General features: G+C 74.2%; 17 protein-coding genes. 10 read left to right on the top strand and 7 right to left on the bottom strand.

From position 1 onward, the window contains the following. Positions 1-52: 52 nt before the first annotated feature. The 7 genes from AC07VC_RS00200 to AC07VC_RS00170 all read left to right on the top strand — a co-directional run bounded on the left by AC07VC_RS00200 (position 53) and on the right by AC07VC_RS00170 (position 8,923). A complete protein-coding gene (locus AC07VC_RS00200; protein ID WP_494674881.1) occupies positions 53-1,057 on the top strand; it encodes a carbohydrate kinase family protein in 1,005 nt (334 codons plus the stop codon). A 62-nt stretch (positions 1,058-1,119) separates the two neighbouring features. After that, positions 1,120-2,406 (top strand): ABC transporter substrate-binding protein, encoded by a 1,287-nt coding sequence (locus tag AC07VC_RS00195; protein ID WP_494674882.1) that lies wholly within the window; start codon positions 1,120-1,122, stop codon positions 2,404-2,406. Continuing rightward, the gene (locus tag AC07VC_RS00190; RefSeq protein ID WP_172407142.1) at positions 2,403-3,437 is read left to right on the top strand and encodes a carbohydrate ABC transporter permease; all 1,035 of its coding nucleotides are present in this window, start codon (positions 2,403-2,405) and stop codon (positions 3,435-3,437) included. The genes AC07VC_RS00195 and AC07VC_RS00190 overlap by 4 nt, the downstream gene beginning before the upstream one ends. Beyond that, positions 3,434-4,357 carry a carbohydrate ABC transporter permease gene (locus AC07VC_RS00185; protein WP_494674883.1) on the top strand — a complete coding sequence of 308 codons (924 nt, stop codon included), beginning with the start codon at positions 3,434-3,436 and terminating at the stop codon, positions 4,355-4,357. The genes AC07VC_RS00190 and AC07VC_RS00185 overlap by 4 nt, the downstream gene beginning before the upstream one ends. Then, positions 4,354-5,118 carry a glucosamine-6-phosphate deaminase gene (locus tag AC07VC_RS00180; protein WP_494674884.1) on the top strand — a complete coding sequence of 255 codons (765 nt, stop codon included), beginning with the start codon at positions 4,354-4,356 and terminating at the stop codon, positions 5,116-5,118. Before AC07VC_RS00185 ends, AC07VC_RS00180 begins: the two co-directional genes overlap by 4 nt. Before the next feature lie 119 nt (positions 5,119-5,237). Continuing rightward, on the top strand, positions 5,238-8,228 hold the full coding sequence (locus tag AC07VC_RS00175; protein ID WP_494674885.1) for a glycoside hydrolase family 2 TIM barrel-domain containing protein: 2,991 nt from the start codon (positions 5,238-5,240) through the stop codon (positions 8,226-8,228). A 122-nt stretch (positions 8,229-8,350) separates the two neighbouring features. Beyond that, positions 8,351-8,923 carry an NADPH-dependent FMN reductase gene (locus AC07VC_RS00170; RefSeq protein ID WP_494674886.1) on the top strand — a complete coding sequence of 191 codons (573 nt, stop codon included), beginning with the start codon at positions 8,351-8,353 and terminating at the stop codon, positions 8,921-8,923. A gap of 63 nt (positions 8,924-8,986) precedes the next feature. Here AC07VC_RS00170 and AC07VC_RS00165 read toward each other — a convergent pair whose 3' ends face one another. The 5 genes from AC07VC_RS00165 to AC07VC_RS00145 are packed head-to-tail and all read right to left on the bottom strand — an operon-like array spanning position 8,987 to position 14,542. Next, complete coding sequence (locus tag AC07VC_RS00165) at positions 8,987-9,895, bottom strand: ABC transporter ATP-binding protein (protein ID WP_494674887.1); 909 nt, start codon at positions 9,893-9,895, stop codon at positions 8,987-8,989. Further along, positions 9,892-10,791: an ABC transporter ATP-binding protein gene (locus AC07VC_RS00160; protein ID WP_494674888.1), complete on the bottom strand. Its 900-nt coding sequence runs from the start codon at positions 10,789-10,791 to the stop codon at positions 9,892-9,894. Before AC07VC_RS00160 ends, AC07VC_RS00165 begins: the two co-directional genes overlap by 4 nt. Further along, complete coding sequence (locus AC07VC_RS00155) at positions 10,788-11,783, bottom strand: ABC transporter permease (protein ID WP_094114833.1); 996 nt, start codon at positions 11,781-11,783, stop codon at positions 10,788-10,790. Before AC07VC_RS00155 ends, AC07VC_RS00160 begins: the two co-directional genes overlap by 4 nt. A 17-nt stretch (positions 11,784-11,800) precedes the next feature. Next, complete coding sequence (locus AC07VC_RS00150; RefSeq protein WP_374953174.1) at positions 11,801-12,787, bottom strand: ABC transporter permease; 987 nt, start codon at positions 12,785-12,787, stop codon at positions 11,801-11,803. Positions 12,788-12,847: 60 nt separating this feature from the next. After that, complete coding sequence (locus tag AC07VC_RS00145) at positions 12,848-14,542, bottom strand: ABC transporter substrate-binding protein (RefSeq protein ID WP_104344843.1); 1,695 nt, start codon at positions 14,540-14,542, stop codon at positions 12,848-12,850. A 166-nt stretch (positions 14,543-14,708) separates the two neighbouring features. Here AC07VC_RS00145 and AC07VC_RS00140 point away from each other — a divergent pair, with 166 nt between their 5' ends. Next, on the top strand, positions 14,709-16,010 hold the full coding sequence (locus AC07VC_RS00140) for an ROK family protein (protein ID WP_494674889.1): 1,302 nt from the start codon (positions 14,709-14,711) through the stop codon (positions 16,008-16,010). 48 nt (positions 16,011-16,058) lie between these two features. On the opposite strand, the gene AC07VC_RS00135 is transcribed toward AC07VC_RS00140, so the two are convergent. Further along, a complete protein-coding gene (locus AC07VC_RS00135) occupies positions 16,059-17,006 on the bottom strand; it encodes a LacI family DNA-binding transcriptional regulator (protein WP_494674890.1) in 948 nt (315 codons plus the stop codon). A gap of 111 nt (positions 17,007-17,117) precedes the next feature. On the opposite strand from AC07VC_RS00135, the gene AC07VC_RS00130 reads away from it, so the two are divergent. Both AC07VC_RS00130 and AC07VC_RS00125 read left to right on the top strand, forming a co-directional pair. Then, complete coding sequence (locus tag AC07VC_RS00130) at positions 17,118-18,326, top strand: ROK family transcriptional regulator (RefSeq protein WP_317230957.1); 1,209 nt, start codon at positions 17,118-17,120, stop codon at positions 18,324-18,326. 159 nt (positions 18,327-18,485) lie between these two features. After that, positions 18,486-20,984 (top strand): glycoside hydrolase family 2 protein, encoded by a 2,499-nt coding sequence (locus AC07VC_RS00125; RefSeq protein WP_494674891.1) that lies wholly within the window; start codon positions 18,486-18,488, stop codon positions 20,982-20,984. A gap of 15 nt (positions 20,985-20,999) precedes the next feature. Here the strand turns inward: AC07VC_RS00125 and AC07VC_RS00120 are convergent, their stop codons facing one another. Next, positions 21,000-23,294, bottom strand: coding sequence for a beta-L-arabinofuranosidase domain-containing protein (locus AC07VC_RS00120; protein ID WP_494674892.1), 2,295 nt, complete (start codon positions 23,292-23,294; stop codon positions 21,000-21,002). Between the last annotated feature and the right edge of the window lie 80 nt (positions 23,295-23,374).

Below are 23,374 nucleotides of genomic sequence, written 5' to 3'. Positions count from 1 at the left end.
CCCCACCGCTCGCCGTCCCGCACGGCGCCACCCGACGAAGCAGAGGTCCCGAGTGTCCGCAGCACCCCGCCCCGAGCGGTCCGCCGGCCTGCTGGTCGTGGGCCAGCTGTTCGCGGACGTCGTGTTCGGCGAGCTGCCGGGCGGCCCGCGGCCCGGCCACGAGATCTGGACGTCGTCGTTCGGCCACGGCCCCGGCGGCATCGCCAACTTCGCCCTCGCCGGCGCCCGCCTCGGCGTGCCGACCGCCATCGCCGCCGCCGTCGGCCGCGATCCGTTCTCCCACCTGGTCCGCGGCGCCCTCGCCGCCGAGGGCGTCGCGCTCGACCACCTCGTGACCCTCGACGACTGGGCGCTGCCCGTCACCGCCTCCCTCGGGTACGACGACGACCGGGCCCTCGTCACGGGCGGCGTCCCGTGCCCGCTCGGCTCCGACGAGCTGATCCCGGGCGACGTGCCCGCGGCCGCCGCGGCGCTCGTGCACCTGGACCCGCACCGCAGCTCCTGGATCGGCCGCGCCGCCGCCGCGGGCACCGACGTCTACGCGGACGTCGGCTGGGACCCGTCCGAGCGCTGGGACCCCGCCATCCTCGACCAGCTCGACGAGTGCCACGCCTTCCTGCCGAACGAGCTCGAGGCCGTCGCGTACACGGGCGCCGACTCCGCCGTGGGCGCCGCCCGCGCGCTCGCCGCTCGCGTGCCGCTCAGCGTCGTCACCTCCGGATCGCGCGGCGTCGTCGCCGTCGACTCGGCCCGCGGCGAGGAGGTCGTGCGCCCGCCGCTCGCCGTGCGCGCCATCGATGCGACCGGCGCGGGCGACGTGTTCGGGGCGGCGCTCGCCGCCTCCGCCGCCGCGCCCTGGACGCTGACCCAGCGCGTGGACCTCGCGTGCCTGGTCGCGGGGATCACGGTCACCCGCCCCGGCGGCGCGTCCGGCGCCCCGCGGCTCGCGGAGCTCGTGCCCTGGCTGCGCGCCCACCCCGACGCCGCCGAGCCCGGCCGCTACGACTACCTCGCCGACGCCCTCGACCACCCCGACGGCGCCCGGCTCCTCGCCTGACGCCCCCGTACCCGGATCCCCCGCCCGCCCCTCCGCCCCACCCCACCGAATCGAGAACCACCATGTCCCACCACCCCGCCCGCCGCACCCGTGCCCAGCGCCTCGTCGTCGGCGTCGCGACCCTCGCGCTCGTCGCGCCGGTCCTCGCCTCCTGCTCGTCGTCGTCGGGATCCTCGGCCGGCGGCGAGCTCGACCTGTGGATCTGGCCGGACGGCCTCAGCCAGACGGTGCTCGACACGGTCCCGGACGCGGTGCCCGGCACCACGCTCAACGTCTCGACCATCGGCGGCGACTTCAAGCAGAAGCTCGTGACGACGTTCACGGGCCGCTCGGGCCTGCCGTCCGTCACGGGCGTCAAGGGCGAGGACATGCCGTACTTCCTCAGCGAGGACGGCCTCTTCGAGAACCTGGACGACCTGGGCGCGCAGGACATCGCCGACCAGTACCCCGCGTGGAAGCTCAAGGAGGCGACGACGGAGGACGGCGAGCTCATCGGCCTCCCCATCGACATCGGCCCCACCGCGCTCTACTACCGCGCCGACGTGTTCGCCGCGGCCGGCCTGCCCAGCGAGCCCGAGGAGGTGGCCGCGGCCACCGCCACCTGGGACGACTACTTCGTCTTCGGCAAGAAGCTGAAGGACGCGACCGGCGGCGCGATCTTCGTCGACGCGTCCGACGTCTTCACCAAGTCCATCGGCCAGGGCACCACGCGCTTCGTCGACGAGTCCGGCGACTTCACGGGCGACAGCCCCGAGATCAAGGAGGCGTGGGACCGCGCGGTGCTCGCCTACCAGGACGGCCTCACCGCCAACGTGACCGACGGCAGCCCCGACTGGGCGTCCGCCATCACCAACGGATCCCTCCCCGCGCTCCTCGGCGCCTCCTGGTACCAGGCGGACCTCAAGAGCGCGACGGCGGACACGTCCGGCGACTGGCGCGTGGCGCCCATGCCCGGGGGACCGGCCAACATCGGCGGCTCGTTCCTCTCCATCCCCGCCGGCACGGAGGACCCGGAGGCCGCGTTCGCGGTCATCAAGGACGTGCTGAGCGAGGACAACCAGGTCACCGCGTACGCCGACAAGGGCATCTTCCCCTCGGCCACCGCCGCCTACGACTCCCCGGAGCTGCAGCAGGGCGACGAGTTCTTCGGCGGCCAGTCGACCGTCGGCGTCTTCGCCGACGCCGCCGCGGAGATGCCCACCGCCTACGTCAGCCCCTACGACAACCAGGTCCAGGCCGCGTTCGTCACGGAGCTGCAGAACGTCACGTCGCTCGGCAAGGACCCGGCGCAGGCCTGGACCGACGCCGTCGCCGCGGGCGAGGCCGCGCTGAAGACCGCGAAGCAGTGATCCCGACCGTCGTCCGCCCGGGCGGGCGTCTGCGCGCGTCCTCCCGGGCGGGCGCGGGTGCCCCGGGCCCCGCGCGCTCCCGCGGGGCCGCCGGCACCCGCGGCATCCGCCGCACGTGGCCGTACTACGTCGCGATCGCGCCGTTCTTCCTGCTGTTCCTGGTCTTCGGCCTGTTCCCGGCGCTCTACTCGCTCGTGCTCTCGTTCCAGGACTGGAACGGGCTCGGCACCGCGGAGTGGGTGGGCCTCGCCAACTTCCAGGCCCTCGCGGCCGACGCCACGTTCTGGCTGTCGATCCGCAACACGCTGATCATCTTCGCGCTGTCGACGTTCCCGATGATGGCCATCGCGGTCGTCGTCGCCGCCATGCTCAACTCGGCGAAGCGCCTCAGCACCTTCTACAAGATCAGCTACTTCGTGCCGAACGTGACCTCGGTCGTCGCCATGGCCGTGCTGTTCGGCTCGATCTTCGGCGACAGCTTCGGGCTCGTGAACGCGGGCCTCCGCGCGATCGGCCTCGACGGCGTGCCGTGGCTCTCCACGCCGTGGGCGATCCAGGTGACCATCGCCGTGCTCATCACGTACCAGTGGACGGGCTACAACGCGATCATCTTCCTCGCCGGCATGCAGGCCATCGGCACGGAGGTCTACGAGGCCGCCAAGCTCGACGGCGCCGGCGCCATCCGCACCTTCTGGTCGGTGACGCTGCCGCTGCTGCGCCCCACGATCCTCTTCGTGCTGGTGGTCTCGACCATCACGGGCCTCCAGAGCTTCACGGAGGCGCAGGTGCTCACCGCCTCCTCCAGCACCACCAACCCGAACTCGGGCGGCGCGGGCCAGGCCGGCCTCACCACCGTCCTGTACTTCTACCAGCAGGCCTTCAACTACAACCGCTTCGGCTACGGCGCCGCCATCGCGTGGGGCGTCTTCCTGCTCGTGGTGATCTTCTCCATCATCAGCTTCCGGCTCGGGTCGGAGAAGAAGGAGAAGGTCGCGAAGGCGCCCGGCACGAGGAAGGGACACCGCGCATGAGCACGACCGTCCACGCGGCGGGCTCCGCCGCGGCCCGCATCGCCGACCAGGCCTCCGGGCGCCCGCGCGACGAGCGCACCGGCCGCCCCGCCGGCCGCCGCCAGCTGCCGCCCGGCCGGGTCGTCCTGCACGGGGTCCTGTTCGCCGGGTCCATCGTCAGCCTGTTCCCGCTCTACTGGCTCGTGGTCATGGCGAGCAACACCACGAGCGACATCTACAAGTCGCCGCCCGTGCTCGTGCCGGGGCCGTACCTGTGGGAGAACATCCAGGCGGTGTTCCGCACGATCGACTTCGGCGGATCGCTCATGAACACGGTCATCGTGGCCGTCTCCATCACGGTGCTGGTGCTGTTCTTCGACTCGATCGCGGCGTTCACGTTCGCGAAGTACGAGTTCCCCGGCCGTCGCCCGCTGTTCGCGCTGCTGCTCGTGACCTTCATGCTGCCCGCGCAGCTGTCGGTGATCCCGCAGTTCGTGACCATGATCAACCTCGGCTGGGTCGGCCAGCTGCAGGCGCTCATCGTGCCCGCCGCCGCCAACGCGTTCGGCATCTTCTGGCTGCGGCAGTTCATCGTCTCGAGCGTGCCGGACGAGCTCATCGACGCAGCCCGCATCGACGGGGCCGGGTTCTTCCGGCAGTACCTCACGGTGTGCCTGCCGCTCATCCGTCCGGGCCTCGGCTTCCTCGGGATCTTCACCTTCATCGCCGCGTGGAACGACTACCTCTGGCCGCTCATCGTGCTCAACGACCCGGGCACGCTGACGCTGCAGGTGGCCATGAGCCAGCTGAACAGCGCCCACGGCAAGGACTACGGCATGGTCATGGCGGGCGCGCTGCTCGCGGTGATCCCGCTCATCATCGTGTTCCTCATCGGCGCCAAGCAGTTCATCGGGGACATCGCGAAGGGCGCCCTGAAGTGACGGCCGCGTCGACGCGCGCGCCCCGCGTCCGCGCCGTGGACGACCGGGCCGCCCTGGGGTCCGCCGCCGCCGACGTGGTGCAGGCCTTCCTCGCCGGGTCGCCGGCGGGCGTGCTCGGCGTCGCGACCGGGTCGAGCCCCGAGCCGCTCTACGCGGAGCTCGCCCGGCGGCACGCGGACGGCGCGCTCGCGGTCGCGGGCATCGCGCTCGTGGCGCTCGACGAGTACGTAGGGCTCCCCGCCGGGCATCCCGAGTCGTACCTCTCCTTCGTGCGGGCGCGCATCGCCCGGCCGCTCGGCGTGCCCGACGCGCGCGTCGTCGTGCCCGACGGGACCGCCGCCGACCCGGATGCCGCCGCGGCCGAGCACGAGCGGCGGATCCGCGCGCTCGGCGGCGCGGGCCTCCAGATCGTGGGCATCGGCGCGAACGGGCACCTCGGCTTCAACGAGCCGGGCTCGCCGTCCGCCGGCACGACCCGCGTGGTGGAGCTCGTGGCCGCGACCCGGCGCGACAACGCGCGGTACTTCGGCGGGGACCCCGCGCGGGTGCCGTCGCACGCCATCACGCAGGGCATCGCCACGATCATGTCGGCCGGGCGCATCCTGCTCGTCGCCTCGGGTGCCGCGAAGGCCGACGCGCTCGCGCGCGCGCTCGCGGGGCCGGTCACCGAGGAGGTGCCCGCGTCGATCCTGCAGCGGCACCCCGACGTGACGGTCGTCGCCGACCGCGCCGCGCTGGCGGGGCTGGCCGCGCTCGCCTGAGCCGAGCGCAGCCCCGCGCGATCCGCCCGGCAGACCCGCCGCGCCGTCCCTCCGCCCCGCATCGCCCGGGCGCCCCGCCCGCGCCGCACCCGCCCGTCCCGCCCCCTGGAAGGACCCGCATGTCCCACCTCGACGACGTCGCCCCCGGATCCGCGGACCGGCTGCCGCCGCGCGCCCGGTTCGCGACCGACGCGCCCGTGCACGCCCTCGACGGCGACTGGCGCTTCCGCCTGCTGCCGGAGGTGCCCGTCGACCCGGTGGACGCGCCGCCCGCGGTCGCGGATCCCGCCCTCGACGACGCCGCCCTCGACGCGGCCGGGTGGACGACGCTGCCCGTGCCCTCCCACTGGGTGCTGCACGGGCACGGCGCCCCCGCGTACACGAACCTGCAGTACCCGTTCCCGATCGACCCGCCGCACGTGCCCGACGCGAACCCCACGGGCGAGCACCGCCGCGCCTTCGAGCTGCCCGCGTCGTTCGCCGACGCCGCGCGCGTGCTGCTGCGCACGGACGGGATCGAGGGTCTCGCCACGTTCTGGGTCAACGGCGTCGAGGCGGGCTGGACCACCGGCAGCCGCCTCACCACGGAGCTCGACGTGACGGCCCTCCTCGTCCCCGGCGTCAACCACCTCGGCATCCGGGTGCACCAGTGGTCGGCCGCCTCCTACCTCGAGGACCAGGACCAGTGGTGGCTCCCGGGGATCTTCCGCTCGGTCGAGCTGCTCGCCCGCCCCGCCGACGCCCTCGACGACGTGCGCGTGCGCGCCGACCGCGACCCGGCCGACGGCTCCGGCCTCCTCGAGGTGCAGGTCGACGGCGCCTTCCCGGTGGAGGTGCGCGTGCCCGGGCTCGGCATCCGCGCGACGTGGGCGACCGCCGCCGACGTCGCGCCCCTCGCGATCCCCGCGGTCGACGCGTGGAGCGCCGAGCTGCCGCGCCTCTACGACGCGACCGTCGCGTCGCCGGGGGAGACCGCGACCCTGCGCATCGGCTTCCGCACCGTCCGCATCGACGGCGACGCCCTCTTCGTCGACGGCCGCCGCCTCACCTTCCGCGGCGTCAATCGACACGAGTCCCACCCCGAGCGCGGTCGCGTGTTCGACGAGGCGGAGGCGCGCGCCGACCTGGAGCTGATGAAGAGGAGCGGCGTGAACGCGATCCGCACCTCCCACTACCCGCCGCACCCGCGCCTCCTGGACCTCGCCGACGAGCTCGGCCTCTGGGTCGTGCTGGAGTGCGACCTCGAGACGCACGGCTTCTGGGACGTCGAGTGGCACGGCAACCCGTCCGACGACCCGCGCTGGCGGGACGCCTACCTCGACCGCATCGGCCGCACGGTGGCCCGCGACCGGAACCACCCGTCGATCGTCATGTGGTCGCTCGGCAACGAGTCGGGCACCGGCCGGAACATCGCGGCCATGTCGGCCTGGGTGCGCCGCTCCGACCCGACGCGGCCCGTGCACTACGAGGGCGACCTCACGGGCGAGCACACCGACGTGTACTCGCGCATGTACCCGACGCTCGAGGAGATCGACTCCGTCTGCGGCACCCCGGTCGCGAGCATCCACGAGACGACCGGCGCGACGGGCGCCTCCCAGCGGGCGAAGCCCTTCATCCTCTGCGAGTACGGGCACGCGATGGGCAACGGACCCGGATCCCTCGCCGACTACGAGGACGCGATCGACCGCTGGCCGCGCCTCCACGGCGGCTTCGTCTGGGAGTGGCGCGACCACGGGCTGCGGACGCGCACGCCCGACGGCCGCCCGTTCCACGCCTACGGCGGCGACTTCGGCGAGCCCGTCCACGACGGCCCGTTCGTGATGGACGGCCTGCTGCTCTCCGACGGCACCCCCACCCCGGGCCTCGCGGAGCTGTCCGCGGTCATCGCCCCCGTGCGCGTGCGCGTCGCCGCCGACGGCACCACGGTGCGGGTCGAGAACCGGCGGCACAGCGCGACGACCGAGGACGTCGACCTGGTCTGGATCCTCGACCACGACGGCCGGCAGGCCGCGCGCGGGGTCCTCGAGCACGCCGCGCTCGACGCCGGGGACGCCGTGACGCTCCGGCTCCCCGAGGAGGCGCGCGCCGCGGGGCACGCGGAGGAGGCGCACCTCACCGTGCAGGTCGTCACGCGTCGCGACGCGCCCTGGGCGGAGGCGGGCCACGTGGTCGCGCAGCACCAGGCCCTCGTGCGCGACCGGCCCGCGGTCCGCTCGCGAACCACCGGGGGCTGGCGCGGCGACGCGCTCGGCGTCGGGCGGTTCGATGCGCGCGGCGACCTGGTGCGCTGGCACGGCGTGCCCGTCCGCGGCCCGCGCCTCGAGCTGTGGCGCGCGCCCACCGAGAACGACCGGGGCGCCGGCCAGGGCTCCTACGAGCTGGCGGAGCCGGAGCTCACCCGCGGCCGCGGCGCCGAGGAGACGCCGCCGTCGGCGGACCGCTGGCGCGAGCGCGGCCTCCACCGCCTCACCCACCGGCTGCTCGGGGTGGACCGCACGGCCGACGGCCTCGAACGGCGGGTCCGGGTGCAGGCGGCGCACAGCGGCGCGGGCGCGGACGTCGCGTTCCGCTGGCGCGCGACCGACCGCGGCCTGCTGCTCGCGACCGAGGTCGTGCCGTTCGGCGTGTGGGACTGCACGTGGCCGCGGGTCGGCGTGCGCATCGACCTGCCGCTGGAGCTCGCGGACCACCCGGTCTCCTGGCACGGCACGGGTCCCGGCGAGTCCTACCCGGACAGCCGCTCCGCGGTCCGCGTCGGCCGGTTCGCGTCGAGCGTCGACGGCCTGTCGGTGGAGTACGCGCGCCCGCAGGAGACCGGCCACCGGCCGGAGCTCCGCTGGCTCCTCGTCGGCGACGGGTCCATGACCCCGCTCACCGTGACCACCGTCCCGGACGCGTCCGGCCACCGCGCGGGCTTCCAGCTCAGCCGGTGGACCCCGCAGCGGATGACGGACGTCGGCCACCCGCACGAGCTGCCCGCGCCCGAGGGCCTGCACCTGATCCTCGACGACGCTCAGCACGGCCTCGGCTCCCGTGCCTGCGGCCCCGACGTCCTCCCGCGCCATGCGCTCTGGCCGTCCCTGCGCACGTGGGAGGTGCTGCTGGGGTGAGCCGGGGCGGGTGCGCTGTCCGGGATCCGCGCGCGGCGGCCGGCCGCTCGGGGAGCACCCACCTCGCGTGGCTATGCTCCATGCGCGCGCATGGAATGCCCGTGCGCGGGAAGGAACGCACCATGAGCACCACCTACCGCGTCGGCTACCTCGTCGGCAGCCTCTCGTCCACCTCCATCAACCGCGCCCTCGCCGCGGCTCTCGAGCGCCTCGGCGCGCAGGCGGGCCTCGAGCTCACCGAGATCCCCATCGCGCCGCTGCCGTTCTACAGCGCCGACATGGACGGCGGCTTCCCCGAGACCGCGAACGCCTTCAAGCAGGCCATCCACGACGCCGACGCGATCATGCTCGTCACGCCCGAGTACAACCGCTCCGTGCCGGGCGTCCTCAAGAACGCCCTCGACTTCGCGAGCCGCCCCTACGGTGAGAACGCGTTCCAGGGCAAGCCGAGCGCCGTCATCGGCACGTCCATCGGCGCGGTCGGCACGGCCGTCGCGCAGCAGCACCTGCGCAGCATCCTGTCGTTCCTCGCGTCGCCCGAGCTCTCGCAGCCGGAGGCGTACATCCAGAGCACCGAGGGCCTCATCTCGCCCGAGGGCGCCATCTCCGACGCGGGCACGGAGGAGTTCCTCCTGTCGTGGCTGCAGGCGTTCCACGCGCACATCGCCCGGAACACCGCGGCCGTCGCCGCCTAGGTCGCGCGCACGGAGGAGGGCCCCGACGGGATCGTCGGGGCCCTCCTCCGTGCGCGGCGCCGGTCAGCCCGCGCGCACCGCGCGTCCCACGGGGTCGCCCACGCCCTCCCACTCGCCCGAGTGGTGGTTGTAGCAGACGCTCCCGTCGAGGCCCGCGCGGTCGGGCACGGCCTCGTCGGACACGACCTTGCCGAGGCGCTCCGGATCCGGCGCCGCCAGCGCGAGCAGCTTCGTGTAGTCGTGGTGCGGATCCAGGATCACCTGGTCGCTCGGCCCCCGCTCGACCACGCGGCCCTTGTAGAGCACGAGGATCTCGTCCGAGAAGTGCCGGGCCGTCGCCAGGTCGTGGGTGATGTACAGCACGGCGAGGTTGTCCTCGCGCTGCAGCCGGCCCATCAGGTTGAGGACGCCCAGCCGGATGCTCACGTCGAGCATCGACACGGGCTCGTCCGCGATGACCACCTGCGCGCCCGGCGCCAGCGCCCGGGCGATCGCCACGCGCTGCCGCTGCCCGCCGGACAGCTCGTGCGGGCGACGCGCGGCCATGTCCTCCGCCGGGGTCAGGTTCACGCGCTCGAGCATCTCGAGCACCCGCTGGTGCGTCTGCGCCTGGCCGCGCGTGCGCTGGTGCAGGAGGAGCGGCCGGGCGATGTGGTGCTCGACCGAGTGGAACGGGTTGAGCGACGCGAACGGGTCCTGGAACACCATCTGCACGTGCCGCCGGTACAGCGACCCGACCACGGGCGTGCCGTCGTCGAGCTCCACGTCGATGCGCCCCGCGGTGGGCTTCTCCAGCTTCGCGAGCATGCGCGCGATGGTGGACTTGCCGGATCCGGACTCGCCCACGAGCGCGACCGTCCGGCCGGGCAGGAGGTCGAACGAGACGCGGTCGACGGCGCGGAACGCCTGCCGGCCCACGCCCTTGCGGATCGAGAAGTCCTTCGTCAGGTCGGTCACCGACACGCGGGTCATCGCGCCTCCTCCATGTCCTCGCCGCTGCGGATGAACGCGCCGCGCTCGCCGCTGAGGCTCGGGAACGAGCGCAGCAGCTTCCTCGTGTACTCGTGCCGGGGCGCGCGGTAGATCTCCTCCGCGCTCGACAGCTCGACGATCTCGCCGCGCAGCATGACGGCGATCCGGTCGCTGATCTCCAGCAGCAGCGGGAGGTCGTGGGTGATGAACACGACGGCGAAGTCGAGCTCGTCGCGCAGCCGCACGATCTCGCGCAGGATGTCGCGCTGCACGACCACGTCGAGCGCGGTCGTCGGCTCGTCCATGATCATGATCTGCGGCTCGAGGAGCATGGCCATCGCGATCATCACGCGCTGCCGCATGCCGCCCGAGAGCTCGTGCGGGAACGACGAGAGGCGGGCCGGGTCGACGCTCACGCGCTCGAGCACCTCGGCGCAGCGGGCGCGCCGCTCGGCCTTCGACATGCCCGGCCGGTGGGCCCGGAGCGTGTCGTCGAGCTGGGCGCGGACGCTCGTGACGGGGTTGAGGGCGTTCATCGCGCCCTGGAACACCATCGAGAGCTTCGACCAGCGGAAGGCCCGCAGCTCCTCGTCGCCGAGGGCCAGGAGGTCGACGTCCTCGCCGCCGCGGTCGTGGAAGGTCACCGAGCCCGACGCGATGCGGGCCGGCGGCCGGTGCAGGCGGTTGATGGCGTAGGCGAGCGTGGTCTTGCCGCAGCCGGACTCGCCGGCGAGGCCGAGGATCTCCCCGGGTGCCAGCGTGAACGACGCGTGCTTGACGGCGGTGACCGGGTTCTCGGTCTCGTAGACGACCGTGAGGTCCGCGACCGTCAGGACGCTCGACCTCCCCCCGCCGGGGGCGCCGCCCGTGCGGGCGGTGGGGACGGTGGCGGTCATGAGGCGGCCTTCCTGCGCTCGAGGCGGCTGGCGAGGCGTGCGCGCTTGCGGTGCAGGCGCACGTTCTTCAGCTTGGGGTTGATGATCTCGTCGATCGAGAAGTTGATGAGCGAGAGGCCGGTGCCGAACAGGGCGATGAGGAGCCCGGGAGGCCCGAACCACCACCAGGCGCCGAGCGACAGGGCGAACCCGTTCTGCGCGTAGAACAGCATCGTGCCGAGGGTCGAGGAGTTCGACGCCCCGAGGCCGAGGAAGGACAGGCCCGCCTCGCCGAGGATGGCCGCGATGACGGCGAACACGAACTGGCTCGCGAGCACCGGCAGCAGGTTCGGCAGGATCTCCACCGCGATGACGCGCCACGCCCGCTCCCCGGCGACGCGGCTGGCGGCCACGTAGTCGCGGGTGCGGATGGAGAGCGTCTGCGCGCGGAGGACCCGGGCGGAGGCCGCCCAGCCCGTGACCGCGAGGACCACCGCGATGGTCCAGAGGCCCCGGGACTCGCGCGGCACGAAGCCGGAGATGACGATCACCAGCGGGAGGCCGGGGATCACGAGGAAGACGTTGGACAGCAGCGAGAAGGCCTCGTCGGCGAAGCCGCCGACGTAGGTGCCGAAGATGCCGAAGAACGCCGAGAGGACGGTCGCGAGCACCCCGACGAGGAGGCCGATCTGCAGCGAGCCGCGCGTGGCGTACGCCAGCTGCGCGAGCACGTCCTGCCCGGTCTGGGTCGTGCCGAGCAGGTGCTCCCAGCTCGGCGGCTGGAGCCCGGAGTCGCGGATGGTCGTCGGGTCCTGCAGCAGCAGGGGGCCGATGAGGCCGAACAGGGCGATGAGGCCGACGAGCGCGAGGCCCGCGGCGAGCCACGGGGTCATGGTCGGCAGCATGAGGCGCCAGGCGGAGCGCGGCGGCTTCCCGCGCTCGGCCGCCGCGGCGGCGAGGCCCTCGGTCGCCTGGGCGACGTCCGGCTCCGTGGAGGACTGGATGTTGGTCATGTCCGTTCCTTCCCGCCCTAGGCCCGGGCCCGGGTGCGCGGGTCGACGATCCCGTAGAGGAGGTCGACCACGAGGTTCGCGCCGAGCACGGCGAGGGTGATGAACAGGAAGATGCCCTGCATGAGCGCGTAGTCGTTGTTGGTGACCGCGTTGAGGAGCTTCGACCCGATGCCCGGGTACGAGAAGACCTGCTCCGTGACGATGGACCCCGAGACCACGAACCCGAGCGAGATGGCGAAGCCCGCCACCGACGGCAGCACGGCGTTGCGCGCCGCGTAGCTGCGGAGGATCCGGCCCTGCGTGAGCCCCTTGGCCTGCGCGGTGAGCACGTAGTCCTCGCTGAGCGTGGACACCATCATGTTGCGCATGCCGAGCAGCCAGCCGCCGAGGGACGCGATGACGATGGTCGCCGCGGGCAGGATCCCGTACTGCACGGCGGAGGAGATGAACTCCGCGTTCCAGCCCGGGTCGAGCACCACGTCGTAGCCGCCCTGCGAGGGGAACAGCTTCAGCGTCGTCGCGAAGACGTACACGAGGATCAGCGCGAGCCAGAAGTACGGCACCGCGGCGAGCATCGTGGTCGCCGGCACGAGGGAGTCGAGCCAGGTGCCCGGCTTCCAGCCGACGAAGGCGCCGAGCGTGACGCCGATGACCGCCGCGACGATCGTCGACAGCCCCACCAGCACGATGGTCCACGGCAGCGATCCGCCGATGACCTCCGACACGGGGGCGGGGAAGTAGCTGACCGACACCCCGAGGTCGCCGCGGAACACGTTGACGAGGTAGCTCCCGTACTGCGCGATCAGCGGCTGCGAGGTGTCGCCCCCGAGGAGGAGCTCGTAGGCCCGGCGGGTCTCGGGGGTGATGGTGCCCCCGCGCTGCTGCAGCTTCGCCAGCAGGATGTCGACCGGGTTCCCCGGCAGGAGCCGGGGGATCAGGAAGTTCAGGGTCAGGGCGGCCCAGAGGGCCACCGCGTAGAACCCCGCCTTGCGGACGAAGTACATCACCGTCCGACCTCCTCTCCGGCGCCCGCTCGGGCCACGCGCTCCTCCTCGGTCATGCGGCTACTCCCCGGCCGGCTTCAGCGCCTTGAAGACCTGCGCGTTGTCCGGCGAGGCCCAGATGGCGGGGAAGGCGTACAGGTCGTCGTCGGTCGGCCAGCCCGTGAAGCCGGCGTCGTTGTACTCGCTCGTCGTGCCGCCGGTCATGATCGGCACATAGGGCATGACGTCGACGAGCTTGCGCTGGATGATGTCGAACTGCGCCTGGCGGGCCGCGGTGTCGTCCGTGGACGTGGCCGCGAGGACCTCGAGCGCGGCGTCGACCTCGGGGTCGGCGAACCGGGAGAGGTTCGTGGACGCCGGGGTGCCGACCTCGGTGGTGTTCGCCGAGCTGAGGAAGTTGTTGTACAGGTAGTACGGGTCGCTCGAGGGGCCCTGGCCGAGCGAGTCGATGACCAGCTCGTAGTTGCCCTTCGTGCGCTTGTCGGTCCACTCGTTCCAGGAGGACTGCGCGGCGTCGAGCTCGATGCCGGCCGCCTTCATCTGCTGGGACATGGTGTCGATGGCGGTGATGTAGTCGGTCCAGCCGGTGACGACCTCGACCGTGAGGGCCAGGCGCTCGCCGTCCTTCGCGTAGATGCCGTCGGAGCCCTTGGCCCAGCCGGCGGCCTCGAGGGTGGCCGCGGCGCCCTCGGGGTCGGCCTTCATCGGGGCGACCTTCTCCTCGATGTCGGCGGAGATGGTGTCCTCCTGCGTGGGCAGGAGCGCGAAGGTCGGGGAGACCTCGCTCGAGGTGCCCTGGAACGCGAGGGCGTTCATCTGGTCGCGGTCCATCGCCTGGTAGAGCGCGTGGCGCACGGCCGGGTCGGTCTGCGGCCCGGCGCAGCCGAGGTCGGCGTTGGAGCACGTGATGAGCGCCATCTGGTTCTGCCCGATGGTGACGGCCTTGTAGCCGGGGTAGTTCTCCTCGACGTTGGCGATGTCCGGCACGGGGCCGGTCTGCCAGTCGATGGTGCCGGCTGCGAGGGCGTCGGCGCCCGCGGTGTTGCCGGAGAGGGAGAGGTAGCGGATCTGCTTCACCGCGGGCTCGCCGTCCCAGTAGTCGGGGTTGGCGGCGAGGGTGAACGCCTGCGCCTTGAAGTTGCCGAGCGTGAACGCGCCGGTGCCCACGGGCTCCTTCATCACGTCCGTCGCGGGGTCGACGTCCTTCCACTGGTGCTCGGGGACGATCGGCATGCGGCCGAGGACGTTGGGGAGGCTGACGTACGCCGGGTGGTCCCACGTGATGGACACGTGGGTGTCGTCGGTGGCGCTGACCTGGCCGTCGAAGCCGGTCGAGTTGATCGACGGGGTGTCGGCGATCATCTGCAGGGTGAACACCACGTCGTCGGCGGTGAAGTCCTCGCCGTCGGACCACTTCACGCCCTCGCGGAGGGTGACGTCGAGCTGCGTGCCGTCCTCGTTCCAGGCGTAGTCGGTGCCGAGGAGCGGCACCGGGTCCTTCGTGTTGACGTTCGTGATGAAGAACAGCGACTCGTAGATCGAGCCGATGCCGCCGATGGACGACGGCGAGTAGGGGTTGAGGTTCAGCTGGTAGTCGCCGGCCTGGCCGGTGTAGACGACGAGCGTGTCGGCGGCGGACGAGCCGGAGCCCGCCCCGCAGCCGGTGAGGGCGATCGCGGCGGCGGCGGCGAGGGCGACGCCGGCGGCGGCCCTCCTCCGTCGACGGGCGGATCCGGGGGGAGTGAAGAGGGACATCGTCGTTCCTTTCCCGCCTCGAGGCGGACAGTCGGCAGTGACCGGGGAGTGCTCAGAGCGGCCCCGAGGGGCCGGTGCCGGTAATCCTCACTCGATAAATTAAGTGTGTCAAGTATTGTCGGACCACCTCAGCATCACGATGGGGTGACGATGCAGGAGGTCGCCCATGTCCCATCCGTCCGACCGGGCGTCCCGGCTCACGTCGCGCACCACCGTGCTCGACTGCATCCGCTCGGGCGGCACCGTGAGCCGGGTGGAGCTCACGGCCGCCTCTGGCCTCACCGGCGCGACCATCACGAACGTGGTGCGCGACCTCATCGCCGACGGGCTCGTGGTGGAGGTCGGGCGTGGGGAGTCCCGCGGCGGCACACCCCGCCGGCTGCTGCGGATCGACGCGTCGGCCCGGGCGACGGTGGGCGTGCAGCTGGACCGCTCGACCTGCGCCGTCGTCGTGGTCGACCTCGCCGGCGCCGTGATCGCGCGCGCCGACCTGCCCGGCGCCTCCACCCGCGCACCCGCCGACGTGCTGGCCGGCATCGCCGCGGGCGTCGACCGCGTGCTCGCCGAGGCGGCTCTGCCCCGCTCCCGCGTGCTGGGCGTGGGGCTCGCCACCCACGGTCCCCAGGACCGCGACGCCGGCGCGCTCATGACCGACGACCCCACGCCGCTCTGGCGCGGCTTCCCGACCGTCGACGTGCTCGAGTCGCTCGTGGGGCTGCCCGTGCTGCTCGCCAACGACGCCGACGCGGCGGCCGTGGGGGAGAGCGGGTCGGACCACGGCGGCAGCCGGCGCACGCACGGCGTGATCTTCATGGCCGGCGGCATCGGCGGCGGGGTCGTCGTCGACGCCGAGGTCTACCGCGGGGCGTCCGGGAACGGGCTCGAGATCGGCCACGTGTCGCTCGACCCCGCGGGGACCCCGTGCGGCTGCGGCAACCGCGGCTGCGTGGACGGCGTCGCCGGGCCCATGGCCGTGGTCCGCGGCGCCATGGCGGTCCCGCGGCTCCGCGCGTCACTCGGGCTGACCGGCGCCCTCGACGCCACGCAGGTCGAGTTCGACCGCGTCGCCCGCGCCGCGGTCGACGGCGACGGCGAGGCGCTCGGCATCGTCCGGACCGCGGCGGGCTGGCTCGGCCGGGCGGCCGTCACGCTCGCGAACCTGTTCGACCTCGACCGCGTCGTGCTCGCGGGCCCGAGCTTCGCCATCGCCGGCGAGGTCTACCGGGAGGCCGTGCAGGGGGAGCTCGAGCGCTCGGTGTTCACGCGGCGCGTGCGGCCGACGCGGGCCGTGGTGGCCGACCGTCCGCGCGACTCGGCGGCCATCGGCGGCGCGATGCTGCTGCTGCGGCGGGAGCTCGCGCAGCCCGGCAGGGCGGGGGCGCGCGCGGGATCCGCCGGGGCGGCGGCCCTCGTGGGCGCCGCGGCGCGGTCGGCCTCGGCCGCGGCCGCGGCGTCCGCGTCCGCCTGACGGGGACGCCGCGGATCCGGTCCGCCGGCGCGCGTCACCCGGCGCGCGTCAGCGCGTGCGCGGGGGCGCGGTCGTGCCGCGGGTCACGAGCGTCGCCGCGTCCACGTGCAGGACGGTCCGGCCGCGCCCGGCCACCACGTCGAGGAGCGCGCCCGCCGCGGTGCGCCCGAGGTCCTGGATCTCCCGCCGCATGGCCGTGAGCGGCGGGTGCGCGAGCCGGCAGAGCGCCGAGTCGTCCCAGGCGAGGAGGGACACGTCGCCCGGCACGTCGAGGCCGGCGGCCTGGGCGGCCGCGAGGCCGGCCACCGCCATCACGTCGTTGTCGTAGACGAGCGCGGTGGGGCGGCGGTCCTCGCCGAGCAGGATCCGGGTGAGCTCCGCACCGGACGCCGCCGCGTAGTCGCCGTGCACCGTGCGGCCGGTGAGGCCCGCCTCCCGCACGGCGGCGTCGAAGGCGCGGTCGCGGGACCGCGTGTGCCGGAGCTCCGGGCGCCCGCCGACGCGTCCGATGCGGCGGTGGCCGAGGGCTGCCAGGTGGCCGATCGCCGTGCGCATGGGCGCCGAGTCGTCGACGACCACGGTCGTGTGGTGCGCGTCCACGGCGTCGCCGAGCATGACGGCCGGGAGCCCGAGCTCGACCAGCAGCGCGCCGCGCGGATCCGGGTCGACGAGGTCCACCACGAGGACCCCCGCGATGGCCGGGTCGGCGGCCCACCGCCGGTGGATGTCGCGCTCCTCGGCGTCGTCGCGGGCGATCTGCATCAGGACCGTGCGGTCCTCGGCGTCGAGCGCCTCCTCCATGCCGCGGACGAGCTCGCCCCAGAACGGGTCGAGCGCGTACGAGTGCGGCGGCTGGACGACCACGAGGCCGACGGACGGGCGCTCGGCGCCGGGCGCGTCGGGCCCGGGCGGGGCGGGGGCCTCGAGCGCTCCCGACCCGACGGGCTCCGGGACGGCGGGCGCCGCGAGCGCGGCGGGGTGCGCGGGGGCGGGCATGGATGCAGTATCGCCCATCGGCCGGGAGGCCCCGGCGGCCCGCACGCGGACGGACAGCCGGGAGCCCTAGGATCGCAGGGACGAGAGCGGGGTCGGGTGGTCAATCCACGGGTGACGCTGACCACGGCGACCAGCAGGGGCCTCGTCCTCGACCTGGTCCGCAGCCGCGGGCCCATCAGCCGCGTGCAGATCGCCGAGCTGACCGGGCTGACGCAGGCCACCATCTCCAAGATCGTCCGCGCGCTCCTCGCCGACGGCATCGTCGCGGAGACCGGCGAGCGCGAGTACACGGGCGGCAAGCCGCGCGTCATGCTGCAGATCAACCCCACCGCGCGCTTCGCCGTGGGGGTGCAGCTGGGTGCCGACTCGATCACCTACGTCGTCACCGACGTGAACGGGTCGATCGTCGGCCGGACTCGCACGCGCGGCGCCCGGGACGCGCCGCCGGACGACGTGACCGCCGCCATCGGGCGGCGCATCGGCGTGCTCCTGCCCGCGCTGGGGCTGGATCCGACGCGCGTCGCGGGCATCGGCCTGGTCGCGCCCGGCCCCCTCGACCTCGCCGCCGGCAGCGTGCTCGACGCCCCCACCCTCCCCGGCTGGAGCGGCTACCCGGTGCGCGGCGCCCTCGCCGACGCGACCGGGCTGCCGGTGCTCCTCGACAACGACGCGACCGCCGCGGCGATCGGCGACTTCTGGGGCGGCGACGTCGCCGACGCGGTGGCGCACTCCACGATCTACATGGGCGCGGGCGTCGGCGCGGGCATCGTGCTCGGCGGCACGGTCTTCCGCGGGTCCAGCTCGAACGCGGGCGAGCTCGGCCAGATGCGCATGCACCGCGGGGAGGCGCCGCGCGGGCCGTCGACGGAGGAGCTGGCGGGCCCGGCGGCGGTGGCGGCGCGTGCCCGGCAGGCCGTCGACCAGGGCCGGGAGGCCGGCTTCGCGCTCAGCGCCGACGCGGATCCCTTCGCCGACTTCGCCGCCGTCGCGGCCGCGGCCGTGAAGGGCGACGCGCTCGCCGTGGACCTCGTGACGGAGTCGGCGGAGCACCTGGCGGACGCCGCGATCGCGCTCGCGAACCTGCTCGACCTCGACTCGCTGTCGCTCGCCGGCCCGTCGTTCGAGACCGCGGGCAGCCTGTACCTGCAGGTGGTGGAGCGGCGGCTCGACGCGGGCTTCTTCGCCCGGTCGCGGCACCGCGTGCGCGTGCAGCTGTCGGCGCACGTGGCGGACGCCGCGGCGGTCGGCGGCGCCGCGCTCGTGCTGCAGCAGGAGCTCTCGCCGCGCACGCTCGGCCTCGTGACGCCCGCGCGGGGCTGACGCCGTACCGCGTCCGGGGTAGTGGCCGAGGTCGCATCCGCGGCCGCGCCGCCGTGCCGGTTGACATTACTTAAGTCGGGAACGAAACTAAGTCGGTCGCCTGGGACCGGGTCATCCGGCAGGCGGAGCGCAGTGCCGCGCTGACCCTGGAAGGACCCCATGCCCCACCTGAGCCTCGACGGCCCCTGGACCCTCACCGCCGTCTCCGGAGCCGCGCCCGACGGCATCCTCGGCCGCGACGTCCCCGCCACCGTGCCCGGATGCGCGCACACCGACCTGCTGGCCGCCGACCTCATCACGGATCCCTTCGACGGCGACGCCGAGGCCGCGCAGCAGTGGATCGGCAGCACCGTCTGGCGCTACGCGCGCACCTTCGACTGGCGGGACGACGGCTCGGAGCGGCACGACCTCGTCGCCGACGGGCTCGACACGCTCGCGACCGTGGTGCTCAACGGCACGGTGGTCGCGCAGACCCGGAACCAGCACCGCTCCTACCGCTTCAGCGTCGGGCACCTCCTGGTCGCCGGCGAGAACCGCATCGAAGTCGTGTTCGACGCGCCCGTGGAGGCCGCCGAGCGCCTCTCCGCGGAGCACGGCGGCGCGCTGCCGCACGTGAACCACCACCCCTACAACGCGCTGCGCAAGAACGCGTCGAACTTCGGCTGGGACTGGGGCATCGACGTCGCGACGAGCGGCATCTGGCGCTCCATCGGCATCCACTCCTGGTCGGGCGCCCGCATCGCCGCGGTGCGCCCGCTCGTCGACGTCTCCGGCGGCACCGGGATCCTCACGACCGCGGTCGAGATCGAGCAGTCGGGCGCGCGCGCCTCGGTGCCCGTCACCGTGCGCGTCTCCCGCGACGGCCGCGAGCTCGCGGCGGCCACCTCGGACGTGCTCGCCTCCGGCAGCGTCGTCGTGGCCGTCCCCGACGCCGCGCTCTGGTGGCCCGTCGGCCACGGCGCGCAGCCGCTGCACGACGTCGAGGTCGAGGTCGCGGGCGACGTCCGCCGCACCCGCGTCGGCTTCCGCACGGTCTCCCTCGACACCACGCCCGACGAGCACGGCAACCGCTTCGAGCTGCGCGTGAACGGCGAGCTCGTGATGATCCGCGGCGCCAACTGGATCCCCGACCACGCCTTCCTCACGGAGATGACGCGCGAGCGCTACGGCCGCCGCATCGACGACGCGCTCGACGCGAACATGAACCTGCTGCGCGTCTGGGGCGGCGGGATCTACGAGTCCGAGGACTTCTACCAGCTGTGCGACGAGCGCGGCGTGCTGGTCTGGCAGGACCTCCTGTTCGCCTGCGCCGCGTACGCGGAGGAGGAGTGGCTGGCCGCCGAGGTGCGCGCGGAGGTGCGCGAGGCCGTCACGCGGCTGTCGCCGCACGCGTCGCTCGTGGTCTGGAACGGCAACAACGAGAACATCGTCGCGTTCGCCGAGTGGGGCTGGCGCCCGCGGCTCGCGGGCCGCACGTGGGGGAACGGGTACTACCGGGAGCTGTTCCCGGCGATCCTCGCGGAGCTCGACCCGAGCCGCGTCTACACGCCCGGCAGCCCCTACTCGTTCGACGACTACCTCCACCCCAACGTCGACACCGACGGCACCGTCCACATCTGGGACGTCTGGAACACCAAGGACTACACCGCCTACCGCGAGTGGAACCCGCGCTTCGTCGCGGAGTTCGGCTTCCAGGGGCCCGCCGCCTGGACGACCCTCATGAGCACCGTGCACGACGAGCCGCTGGACCCGTACGGCCACGAGATGCTCGTGCACCAGAAGGCCCACGAGGGGAACCTCAAGCTCGAGCGCGGCATGCAGGGCCACCTGCCCGCACCCGCGGGCATCGACGACTGGCACTTCGCCACGCAGCTCAACCAGGCCCACGCGATCCGCTTCGGCATCGAGCACTTCCGCTCGCTCGCGCCGTACAACACGGGCACGGTCGTCTGGCAGCTGAACGACGACTGGCCCGTGGTCTCCTGGGCGGCCGTCGACTTCGCGGAGCGCCGGAAGCCCCTCTGGCACGCCCTGCGGGACGCGTACCGGCCGCGGCTCGCCACGTTCCAGCCGCGGGACGGCGGCCTCGCGCTCGTCGTGCTCAACGACACGGCCGAGGCGCTCGCGACCGACGTGGACATCGCGCGCGTCGACGTCGACGGCGACGTGCGGGCGAGCGCCACCGTGCGCGTCGAGGTGCCGGCCCGCGGATCGGCGTCCTTCCCGGTGCCGGCCGACCTCGCCGCGGCGGGCGACGCCGCGCGCGAGATCCTGGTGGCGACCGCCGCGTCCGGCCTCGACCGGGCGATCCTCGACCTCGCCGAGGTCGTCGACCAGGCGCTCGACGCCGACCCGCTCGTCGCCGCGGTCGAGGAGACCGCGACCGGCTGCCGGATCACCGTCACCGCGACCTCCTACGTGCGCGACCTCACCGTGCTGGCGGACCGCGCGCACCCGTCCGCCGCGGTCGACCGGGGGCTCGTCAGCCTCCTGCCCGGCGAGACGTGCGTGCTCACGCTCACGGGCGACGGGCCGATCGACGCCGACGCCGCCCTGTCGCCGCTCGTGCTGCGGCACGCCAACGGGCTCGTGGCGGCCGCCGCGCACCCGGGCGGATCCGCGGACGACGCCGTCGGCGCGGAGGCCGCGCGGGCCTGACCGCGCCGTCCCGGGTCAGGCGCCGGGCGCGCGCCGCACCTGCACCTCGACCAGGTCGCGCGTGCGGCCGCCCGCCGCCGCGTGCAGGGCGACCTCCACGCCGCCCTCCGCGTCCCCGCGCATCGCGTCGGCGAGGGGGACGTCGAGGACCTCGTCGCCCGCCGCCGGGCCGGGCACGTCGACGCCGCCCACGCGGACGACCTGGTCCGTCGGGCCGGCCGCGCCGTCGGCGGCCCGGAAGCGGAGGCGCACGACGGCGGCGCCCTCCGGCGCGCGCAGCCGGTACGAGAACCAGCCCGTCGCGCTCCGCCAGTGCACGCCGTCCGCGCCGCCGGCCCGCGTGCCCTCGCCGCGGAACCCGTGGTCGACCTCGGGCTGCTGCTCGCCCGCCGCGACCCGGTCGAGGACGTCCGCGTCGCTCCCGGCGACGTCCATCGCCCGCAGCTCGGCGACGCGCGCCGCGGGATCCGCGCCGGTCGGCCAGACGAGCGTCGTGCGCTCGTCGTGGATCCCCGCGAACGGCTCGAGCGCGATCGCCACCCGCGCGCCGTCCCGCCACGCGTCGAGCCGGAAGGAGAGCGCGTCGTGGTCCACCAGGGCCACGGCGGACGCGGGATCGGCGGCGGTCACCACGGGCGTCCGCTCCAGCGGCACCCTCGGCGCGGGGGTCACGTGGCCCATGCGCGTGTCGGCGGCGAGGGAGGTGGCGATGCCGTCGCGTCCGTCGCGGGAGGCGAGCGCGACCGGGCCGTAGCGGAACGACGTCCACGCGGATCCATCGGGCAGCGGCTCCGCCCGCACCTCCATGCCGAGCCGCACGGTCACGACCGTGGTGCCCGACCAGGTCCGGCGCACCACGGCCTCCGCGGCGACGACCGGGGCCGACCCCGCCACCTCGACCTCCATGGAGGTCGCCCAGCCCGGCCGGCGCAGCCGGAGCTCCAGGTCGACGGGCGCCTGGGCGGTGAGCGTGACCGTGACCGCGCCGGTGCGGGCGACGTCGCCCTCGATCCTGGCCCGGATCCCCCGCTCGGCCCAGTCCAGCTCGGCCGGCACGTACAGGCCCACCAGCAGGGCGTCGTCGGCGTGGGCGAACACCTGCTCGCCGGCGCGGGCGTGGTTCTCCATCCCGGTGCCCGCGCAGCACCACATCGACTCCTCCGCGACCGAGTAGACGCGGTGGTGCGCCGGGCGGAGCGACGTGAAGTAGACGAGCCCGCCGTGCTCGGGGTGCTGGGTGGAGAGCACGTGGTCGAGGGTCGTGCGCTCCACCTGGTCGAGGATCGCCGCGTCGCCGGTGCGCGCGTACCGGAGCCGCGCGAGCTCGAGCATGTTGCGGCTGTTGCAGGTCTCGGGCCCCTGCTCGTCGAGCACCATGGGCGCGAAGTCGCGGGCCGGGTGGAAGTGCTCGCGCACGCTGTTCCCGCCGATCACCACGCTCCGCCGGTGCACCACCGAGTCCCAGAAGGCGTCGGAGGCGGCGAGCAGCCGGGCGTCGCCGGTCATCCGGCCGAGGCGCTCGACGCCGACGAGCTTGGGGATCTGGGTGTTGGCGTGCAGGCCGTCGAGCGGGTCGCGGCCGGCGGCGAGCGGATCCACGAGGGCCCGGTGCACGAACCGCCCCGCCTCCCGCAGCAGGTCGTCGCGGCCGGTGACGTCCGCGAGCGTCGCGAAGGCGTCGCACATGCCGCCGTGCTCGGTCGCGAGCATCCCCTCGAACGCCTCGTCGGAGAGGTGCGCGGACACCCCGAGCCACCAGTCGGCCATGCCCTCGGCGAGGCGGAGCGCCCGCGCGGATCCGGTGTGCGCGTGCGCCTCGAGCAGCCCGGCGAGCGTCTTGTGCAGGTTGTAGAGCGGCACCCACCGGCCCTCGAGGTCGAAGGTGTCCGCGTCGATCCGTCCCGCGGCGATGGCGCGGCCGAACTCCCGCCCGTCGGGGACGCCGCCGAGGAAGCCGTCGCCCGCCGCCTCCTGGCACCGCTCGAGCACGTCGAGCATGTGCTCGAGCCGGGGGAGGAGGCGCGGGTCGCCCGTCGCCGCGTGCAGCTGCGCGAGCGCGGAGAGCACGTGCCCGCCGATGTGCCCGTCGAGGCCGATCGCCTCCCAGCTGCCGTAGGAGGGGACGGGGGAGTCGAGGCCCGCCTCCCGCAGGTAGGGCGCGAGCAGCCGGTCGGGGTCGAGGCGCAGCACGTACTCGACGTCGGTCAGCTGGGCGTGGCGCAGCGGGCCGTCGCCGAGCCGCACGGCGGAGAGGGGGAAGCCGCGGACGGCGGCGGGGTCGGGGTGCGGGGCGGAGGGGGCGACGGTCATCGGGATCCTCGGGTGGGTCTGCCGCGGGCCGTCGGTCCACGGGGCGGGTCCCGGGCGGCGGTGCCGGGGACGCGATGCCG

This window comes from Clavibacter sp. GW821-FHT01D01 (assembly GCF_059422605.1).
The sequence above is the reverse complement of the archived record's forward strand: the minus strand, read 5'-3'. Positions and strand labels throughout refer to the sequence as shown.